Annotated in this window: 10 protein-coding genes; 6 read left to right on the plus strand and 4 right to left on the minus strand. The window is 39.3% G+C overall.

Features of this window, described 5'->3' with window-relative positions; genetic code table 11:
- Nucleotides 1-850, plus strand: an 850-nt coding sequence (locus Q0X72_RS03670; protein WP_297762121.1) for a sigma-54-dependent Fis family transcriptional regulator, incomplete at its 5' end; no start/stop codon positions are given.
- Between the two features lie 41 nt (nt 851-891).
- On the opposite strand, the gene Q0X72_RS03675 is transcribed toward Q0X72_RS03670, so the two are convergent.
- On the minus strand, nt 892-1584 hold the full coding sequence (locus Q0X72_RS03675) for a hypothetical protein (protein WP_297762123.1): 693 nt from the start codon (nt 1582-1584) through the stop codon (nt 892-894).
- Nucleotides 1585-1774: 190 nt separating this feature from the next.
- Here Q0X72_RS03675 and Q0X72_RS03680 point away from each other — a divergent pair, with 190 nt between their 5' ends.
- The 3 genes from Q0X72_RS03680 (at nt 1775) to Q0X72_RS03690 (ending at nt 5067) form a co-directional block, all read left to right on the plus strand.
- Nucleotides 1775-2653: a PPK2 family polyphosphate kinase gene (locus tag Q0X72_RS03680; RefSeq protein WP_297762125.1), complete on the plus strand. Its 879-nt coding sequence runs from the start codon at nt 1775-1777 to the stop codon at nt 2651-2653.
- Nucleotides 2650-4038 carry a M20/M25/M40 family metallo-hydrolase gene (locus tag Q0X72_RS03685; RefSeq protein ID WP_297762127.1) on the plus strand — a complete coding sequence of 463 codons (1389 nt, stop codon included), beginning with the start codon at nt 2650-2652 and terminating at the stop codon, nt 4036-4038. Before Q0X72_RS03680 ends, Q0X72_RS03685 begins: the two co-directional genes overlap by 4 nt.
- A 96-nt stretch (nt 4039-4134) precedes the next feature.
- Nucleotides 4135-5067 (plus strand): peptidylprolyl isomerase, encoded by a 933-nt coding sequence (locus Q0X72_RS03690; RefSeq protein ID WP_297762129.1) that lies wholly within the window; start codon nt 4135-4137, stop codon nt 5065-5067.
- A gap of 464 nt (nt 5068-5531) precedes the next feature.
- Here the strand turns inward: Q0X72_RS03690 and Q0X72_RS03695 are convergent, their stop codons facing one another.
- Nucleotides 5532-5726: a cold-shock protein gene (locus Q0X72_RS03695; RefSeq protein ID WP_129605219.1), complete on the minus strand. Its 195-nt coding sequence runs from the start codon at nt 5724-5726 to the stop codon at nt 5532-5534.
- A gap of 289 nt (nt 5727-6015) precedes the next feature.
- On the opposite strand from Q0X72_RS03695, the gene Q0X72_RS03700 reads away from it, so the two are divergent.
- Nucleotides 6016-6558 carry a YfiT family bacillithiol transferase gene (locus tag Q0X72_RS03700; RefSeq protein WP_367180411.1) on the plus strand — a complete coding sequence of 181 codons (543 nt, stop codon included), beginning with the start codon at nt 6016-6018 and terminating at the stop codon, nt 6556-6558.
- Here Q0X72_RS03700 and Q0X72_RS03705 read toward each other — a convergent pair.
- Together Q0X72_RS03705 and Q0X72_RS03710 are read right to left on the minus strand one after the other, a co-directional pair.
- On the minus strand, nt 6527-7096 hold the full coding sequence (locus Q0X72_RS03705) for a GNAT family N-acetyltransferase (protein ID WP_297762135.1): 570 nt from the start codon (nt 7094-7096) through the stop codon (nt 6527-6529). The genes Q0X72_RS03700 and Q0X72_RS03705 overlap by 32 nt on opposite strands.
- Nucleotides 7097-7106: 10 nt before the next feature.
- A complete protein-coding gene (locus Q0X72_RS03710) occupies nt 7107-7667 on the minus strand; it encodes a thioredoxin family protein (protein ID WP_297762137.1) in 561 nt (186 codons plus the stop codon).
- Nucleotides 7668-7862: 195 nt separating this feature from the next.
- Here Q0X72_RS03710 and Q0X72_RS03715 point away from each other — a divergent pair.
- Nucleotides 7863-8631, plus strand: a 769-nt coding sequence (locus tag Q0X72_RS03715) for a bile acid:sodium symporter family protein (protein ID WP_297762139.1), incomplete at its 3' end; no start/stop codon positions are given.

Genomic DNA, 8631 nt, shown 5'->3' on the forward strand with positions numbered 1-8631 from the left:
CCCGGATCTAAATAGATTGTTGACCACAGTAAGAAATGCCTTAGACAAAAAAGAACTGGTCGTAGAAAACAAGATTTTAAAGAAAAAGGTAAGTAAGAATTATGAAATGATAGGTGAAAGTCCTGAGATAAACAGCATCAAGGAGATCATAGATAAAGTAGCTCCTACAGATGCCAGGGTCCTTATTACGGGTTCTAATGGAACAGGGAAGGAACTAGTTGCACATTGGATCCATGAAAAAAGCGAACGACATGCTGCTCCATTTATTGAGGTAAATTGCGCCGCCATTCCCTCAGAATTGATTGAAAGTGAACTTTTTGGCCATGTAAAAGGAGCTTTTACCTCGGCAATAAAAGACAGGGCAGGTAAATTTGAAACAGCCAATAAGGGTACAATCTTCCTGGATGAGATAGGGGACATGAGCCTCTCTGCGCAAGCTAAGGTGCTAAGGGCATTACAAGAGAATAAAATTTCACGAGTAGGATCTGATAAAGATATAAGCGTTGATGTTCGTGTAGTAGCTGCTACTAACAAAGATCTAAGTAAAGAAATTGAGGAAGGCAGATTCCGTGAGGACCTATACCACAGACTGGCGGTTATTTTGGTGAAAGTGCCGTCTCTAAATGATAGAAGGGCAGATATTCCGCTGCTTATTGAACATTTTTCTGAAAAAATAGGTGCTGAACAAGGAATAGCTCCTAAGCAATTTTCTACCAAGGCACTAGAACTTCTTAAGGCCTACGATTGGACCGGGAATATCAGAGAATTGCGCAATGTGGTAGAACGACTTACCATACTGGGGAATGATGAGATTACCGAAAAGGATGTGAAATTATTCGCCAGTAAATAAGGTAAAATATAAAGCTCCTTAAAAAAACAATTTTACTGTTCTTATTTACAACTTACTGACAGCTCTTCCAGGGCTTTAGCCGCTATCTCTTTTGTTCTTAAATTGTAATAACGCTTACCTTCTGTTAAGTTGGTTTTAAGAAGCTCTAATTCACAGCGCTCAAAAATACGTAGTACAAAATCTTGTGCTTCCTCACATTCTACTGTTAATACAACTTGATTGAGAGAATTCTGAAAACTTACCAATGAAGAATCGATCTTTGATTCGAGTTTTTTTCCTTGGGTTGGTTGAAAACGCTTTTTGGGTTTCTTTAGGTCGTTAGTATTCAAGGCGAGCATATCATTACCGTATTCGCTCGTATGTATCTCATTGTGATCCTGTAAGGCTTCCAAACTACCTTGCGCATTTTCCATAACCTTTTCAAGTAACATCCTGGAACTTAGAAGAGAAGTAACCTTGATGGCCTTCCTAAGATTGTTTTCTCCTTCCTCAATACTCTGTTGCGCATATTCACATCCACAATCACTGAATTGTTGTTTGGATTTTTCTATGGCGTTCAAGGCTTTATACGCATAGTAGTGCACCATATTCAACTTTTGGGCATCAATGGCGTTTTGGGTTTGTGTCCTAATGTAACTGATATTAGAGCCTGCGTAATCGCAGGCATTGGAGTATACCCCACCAGGGAGAACCGGTAAAAGGGCAAGCCACAAAGAAGCTACGAGTCCTTTCATAAGCAAAGGCTTTTAGGATAAGATTTTGGTGGAATAAAGATAAAATAGAAGTCTTGGACGACCTCATTTTATCGTCATAATGGAAAAAAGCCACGATTTACGTGAATTTATGTGACATCTAACCCCCATTTCTTCCCTTATTTATGAAGAGGAACTACCTAGGCATTATAAATTATTTTATATTCATCCTATGAAGAATATAGATACAAAAGAATATAAGGTAGAAGGGAATATTCAACTGAATTCCCGGAAAACCCATGTAGATTTCCGTGCTTCAGAGAAAAAACTCAAGAAATACTTAAGGAAAATACGGGCAAAGTTGGGAAAATTTCAGGACGTCATGTACGCCCATGATAAGTACAGTGTACTCATATGTTTACAGGGGATGGATACCTCCGGTAAAGACAGCCTTATCCGGGAGGTGTTTAAAGATTTCAATGTCCGTGGGGTTGAAGTGTATAGTTTTAAGGTCCCAACAGATCTTGAACGCAGTCATGATTATCTATGGCGACACTATATAGCCTTGCCTGCCAAAGGCAAATTTGGCGTTTTTAATCGTACGCACTATGAAAATGTATTGGTAACAAGAGTGCATCCAGCCTATATTTTGGGAGAGCATATTCCGGGAATCCATAGTGTGGATGATATTGATGAGGCATTTTGGGAGAAGAGGTTTAAACAGATAAATGATTTTGAACAACATTTAGCTCAAAATGGCACCATCATTTTCAAATTCTTCTTGCATCTATCTAAAGAAGAACAGCGCCAGCGTTTGTTAAGACGATTGGAGTTAAAAGAAAAGAATTGGAAATTTTCATCCGGAGATCTTAAAGAACGAGGCCTATGGGAAAAATATCAACAATGTTATGAGGATGCCATCAATAAAACCTCCAAGAAACATGCTCCGTGGTATGTTATCCCTGCAGATAATAAGGAGGCTGCCAGAGTTTTAGTGGCGGAAATACTGCTGCAGGAGTTAACGAAGTATACGGACGTGGTAGAACCAGAGCTAGATGAAGAAACAAAGTTGAATATTGAATCGTATAAAACACAATTAGAAAACGAATGATAAAGAAATTAATTTGCCTGCTGCTTATGGTCAATATGGTTACAATCTATGGCCAGACGGAGGATGAAAAACAATTAAAAATATTCTATGACCTGGCCCTTACAAAAGGAAAGTCATACGATTGGCTAAATCATTTGTCGAATCAGATCGGGGGACGATTATCCGGATCGGTTCAGGCTGAACAGGCCATTGTATATACTAAGGCAGAACTAGATTCTTTGGGGCTTGATAGGGTTTGGCTGCAACCGGTCATGGTACCTAAATGGGTACGCGGTACTCCAGAATTTGCCTATCTAGAAAGCAAGCCTGGATATACGAGCAACGTTCCTATTTGTGCTTTGGGAGGATCTGTTGCAACTCCTCCGGGGGGTGTAAAAGCAAATGTAATTGAAGTTAGAGAATTAAGTGATTTGGAAAAGTTAGGGAAGGCGAAGATACAAGGGAAGATCGTTTTTTTTAATCGTCCTATGGATCCAACCCTTTTAAATACTTTCCAGGCATATAGTGGTGCGGTAAATCAGCGATCTTCTGGAGCGGCTGAAGCATCTAAATATGGGGCAGTAGGGGTCATTGTCAGATCAATGAACCTCAGGCTAGATGATTATCCTCATACAGGATCTACAAGTTATGGAGATCTTACAGATGCGGAAAAGATCCCTGCGGCCGCTATAAGTACCAACGGGGCAGAATTCTTGAGTACAACCCTGAAGTTGGATCCCAACATTCAATTTTATTTTAAACAGAACTGCAAGCAATTAGAAGATGTTCCTTCTTTTAACGTCATAGGTGAGATCAAAGGCAGCACAAAGCCAAATGAGATCATAGTTGTTGGTGGACATTTAGATTCCTGGGATCTCGGTGATGGCGCTCATGATGATGGTGCTGGTTGCGTGCAGAGTATGGATGTGTTGCGCTTGTTGAAACTCAGTGGCTATAAACCTAAAAGGACCATACGAGTAGTGTTATTTATGAATGAAGAAAATGGCCTGAGAGGTGGCAGGAAATATGCTTCTGAAGCAGAAAAAAATGGTGAGAAACATGTATTTGCTTTAGAGAGTGATGCCGGAGGATTTACACCCAGAGGATTTTCTTTTGATAGTTCAGAAGCCGATTTTTCTACCATCCTGAATTGGAAGTCCCTTTTTGAACCTTATTTGATGCAACAATTCACCAAAGGCGGCGGCGGAGCAGATATAGGCCCCCTTAAAAAAGAAGGAATAGTGTTGGCAGGCTTACGCCCGGATTCACAAAGATATTTTGCCCACCACCATGCGGAAAACGATACTTTTGAACATGTGAATAAGCGAGAATTGGAACTGGGAGCAGCTGCTATGGTGAGTCTTATATACCTCGCAGACAAATATGATCTGGGATCTGCAAACTAGTAGTAAACTTAGTACGGTTTTATAAGGATATGAATCGTCATACAGGGTAGGTCCCTGTTAATTTTATTACCTTTGCGGCTCATAAAAATAGATCATATGCAAAACGGAATTTACGCTAAATTCAATACGACAAAAGGAGAGATCCTTGTAAAATTAACTCAAGACAAAACTCCTGGTACTGTTGGGAATTTTATAGCCCTTGCGGAAGGAACTTTAGAAAATGATGTTAAACCACAAGGTACGCCCTATTACGACGGACTATCATTTCACAGAGTGATACCAGATTTTATGATCCAGGGAGGTTGTCCTTTAGGTACAGGCACCGGCGATCCTGGATATAAGTTCGATGATGAATTTCATCCAGACCTAACCCATAGTGGCCCGGGTGTGCTTTCCATGGCCAATGCAGGTCCCGGATCTAACGGGAGCCAGTTCTTTATCACTCATATTGCCACGCCCTGGTTAGATAATAAACACACTGTTTTTGGGAATGTAGAAGCTGGTCAGGAAGTGGTAGATGCTATTGAACAAGGAGACAGTATAAAGTCGCTCGAAATTGTACGTGTTGGGAAAGAAGCAGAGGACTGGAATGCGGTTGAAGCATTCAGAACGTTTGAGGGTTCCAGAGAGAAAAGACTGGCTGACGAAAAAGAGAAAGCTGAAGCAGAACTTCAGAAGATAGCCGCTGGTTTTGATAAGACCCAAAGTGGACTTCGTTATAAAATGATTCAAAAAGGGTCTGGGAAACAAGCTTCAAAAGGCAATGAAGTCTCGGTACACTACGAGGGGTCACTTCTAGATGGAAAGGTTTTCGATTCGTCCTATAAGCGGAATCAGCCTATTTCTTTTCAGCTCGGGGTAGGCCAGGTTATTCCCGGTTGGGATGAAGGCATCGGTCTTTTAAAAGTAGGAGATAAGGCTCGATTTGTTATTCCTTCCAATCTGGCATATGGCAGTGCAGGGGCCGGCGGGGTTATACCTCCGAATGCTACACTGATCTTTGATGTTGAATTAATGGATGCCAAATAGACGTATTCCAGGATTTAGAATTCCAGGTAAGGTCTAAAGCTGACTTAATTGCGTTTCGTCACTTGAATTGAAAACAATAACAATACCATATTCAGTACTACCAGGAACAATAAGATGCTAAAGAAAATAGACATAGTCCTTTTATAAGTGTAACATCTTATCCACGATAAACCCTACCTCCTAGTAGGGTTTTTTTTACAATTTTGTTTTACTCGTGGTACTAAGTAGCAATAAAACGATATTGACTGCTATCAATATCAAAAGGATCCAAAAGAAGGAATACATTCTAATAGGTTATTAATGGGTTATAGGAGTGTACTATAAAGACGCAAAAAAATAGAAATTGTTGTGAGGCAGGTAGTTGAAGTTAATAACAACTTATGAACAACCTGGGATTGAACATGAAGAGCATAAAAAAACCCTGACCAATTGGCCAGGGTTATGCTAAAAAATGGAATTTTTACCTAATCTAATACTTTCACATTAACGGCGTTTAATCCTTTTTTTCCTTGTTGTAGTTCAAATTCTACAACGTCACCTTCACGTACTTCGTCAATTAAGCCAGAAATGTGTACAAAGTGATCTTCTTGCGAACCGTCTTCAGTGATAAAACCGTAGCCTTTTGAATCATTGAAGAATTTTACTGTTCCTTTACTCATAATAATAAAAAATAAATTGTTAATTAAGCCGCAAAGGTACATTTAAATAATTAAAAATAAGGGCTTTTGAGGTAGAATCTATAAATTCCCGTATTGAGGTTTAGGTGTGACATATCAATAGTACACTAGAAAATGCCCATTCTAGTTAGTTGTTTCTAAGGTCAAGTTTAAGCAAGTTTTACAAGTTTTTAATTTCAAAGTATATAAGCGTGTTAGAATTGTAACATAATTTTAGCGATATAAGCTATTTACACATATGGGAGTTTCTTATTTTTAATCTATGGAAGATATGTCATTAGAAGAATTAAAATACCCTATAGGCCATTTCGTAAAGCCGGAAAAGATCAATAATATGATCGTTAAAGATTGGATCGCACAAATTGAGGCTTTGCCGGTCAACGTTTCAGACATCGCAACTCCCTTGTCCAGAACGCAATTAGACACGCCTTATCGTCCAGGGGGTTGGACGGTGCGCCAGGTTGTGCATCATCTATCAGATAGCCATCACCATAGCTATATTCGTTTTAAATGGGCCTTGACAGAAGATAATCCAGTCATTAAGCCCTATTTGGAAAAGGAATGGGCACAATTATTCGATTCTGTTACCGGCCCTATCGATCTATCGCTTGCCCATCTAGAGGCTGTTCACGCCAAATTAGTTTACTTGCTCAATGGACTTTCCGCAGAAGATCTGAAGAAGACCTTTATTCATCCTGTTGGCAATAGCGAAACAACCCTTGAAGAAAATATAGGACGTTACGCCTGGCACGGAAATCATCATCTAGCCCATATTCAGTCACTTATCGACAGAAATAACTGGTTCCCTCTTTAGGAACCTTTGGTCGTAGTTCTTTTAACAATAAGTACATCTCTTTTTCATCTTGCCTGGCATTTTGAAACGGCAATTGCTGTTCTCCAATTATGGTGTACCCCAACTCCTGATAAAATAATAAAGCGCTGCCCTTTTTCATGGTTGCCAGCCAGAGGTGACTAATTTGAAGACGTAAGGCCATTGATTCCAACTTCTTCAGAATCTGTTTTCCATGGCCTTTCCCTGTGAATTTATGTAACAGATAGATCTTTTCCAGCAGCATGGAACCTTTGTGCGGAATATTTTTAACACCTTTATCCTTGATCAATTTTAGGATCCCAATTCCTTCGCTTTGTTTTCGGATGATAAAATGAAAGGTATTTGGATCTTTGACTTCCTTCCTTAATACAGCTGCAGTAAAACTACTTTCAATATATGGCGAAGGATCCTCATTGGGCCAGAGATGAAGATAATGATCCCTGTATGCCTGCTCGCCAAGTTTACAATAGGTTGAAAAAGTAGTTACAGACAAAGGCTCCAGACCTATGGTATTGTTCATTTTATTGAGTTCAATTATCGCTCCATTTAATATTGCAACCTATGCTTGGTTTTTGGTCTTTTGGCAATGATCTTTTATTTAACAAACAATCCATAGCCTGCCGAAGGTCGGCTCCGTTAACCGGTAAACCATTTCCTGGCCTGGAATCGTCTAACTGTCCGCGGTAGACCAGGCGCAGTTCAGCATCAAATAAATAGAAGTCGGGTGTACATGCCGCATCATAAGACTTTGCAACTTCTTGTGTGGCATCGTACAAATACGGAAACGTATAATTTTCTTGTAATGCGTTCTCCTTCATTAAATGCGGGGCATCCTGAGGGTAATTCACTACATCATTACTTGAAATAGCGACAAATCCTATGCTTTTTACCTGATATTCTTTTGCTAGAAGAGCAATCTGCTCATTCACATGTTTTACGAACGGACAGTGATTGCAAATAAACATAATGACCGTTCCTTTGATTCCTTTTACTTCATCCAAGCTTTTTACAGCATCGGAAACTGTATCGAGCAATGAAAAATTAGGGGCTTGTGTTCCTAATGGAAGCATATTGCTTAATGTTCGTGCCATGTTTTCTACCTTTTATTACAAAAATAACAAGCTTAAAAAGAAAGTAATACAAATCCCGTTCTTTTTCAACAGGAAGAACAAAGAATAGTGAATTAGGTTTTCTGAACAGTTCCCCATTTCATTATTGAAGGGTATCTTACCTATCTTTGAAATGAAGCTTTATTATATCCTAATAGAATATTTAATTTGTAATAGGTGATAGAATCTACGATAGACGCTGTTCGTATCAACTTTAATACAGAAACACTTTGGATTCTTAATCTCATCCTTGCCTTTATTATGTTTGGGGTGGCATTAGAGATCACCTTGGACGATTTTAAACGACTAATAAGGAATCCTAAACCTGTTATAGTTGGCATTCTAAGTCAGTTTATTGTCCTTCCCTTTATAACCTTCCTCTTGGTTATGGCAATTAAACCTATGCCGAGTATGGCACTGGGAATGTTTCTGGTAGCAGCGTGTCCGGGAGGAAACATCTCTAATTTTATTTCATCATTGGCCAAAGGAAATACTGCCTTGTCTGTTACATTAACTGCGAACGCTACTTTATTGGCTATTTTTCTTACACCGCTTAATCTCAGTTTATGGGGGTCACTCTATGAGCCTACAAATTTGATGTTAAAAGAAATTGCTATTGTTCCGCTTGAGATGATAGAGCTTGTTTCTTTGATCCTGGGAGTGCCCTTGGTGATGGGTGTTTGGATCAATCATCGTTTTCATCAACTGGCAAGAAAGCTCTCCAAATATCTAAAAATAGTATCCTTAGGATTCTTTATCTGCCTAATACTGGTAGTGGTCTTTAATAATTGGTTGCTTATCAAAGAATATCTCGTTTATGTATTTTGGATCGTACTGCTTCATAATGCTCTGGCATTCTTAACAGGATTTTCCCTGGCCGAATTATTCAAACTACAGGCTCTTGATGTACGGAGCATCACCATAGAAACAGGCATACAAAATTCAG

It is taken from the genome of uncultured Muriicola sp. (assembly GCF_947258935.1).
Lineage (GTDB): Bacteria > Bacteroidota > Bacteroidia > Flavobacteriales > Flavobacteriaceae > Muriicola.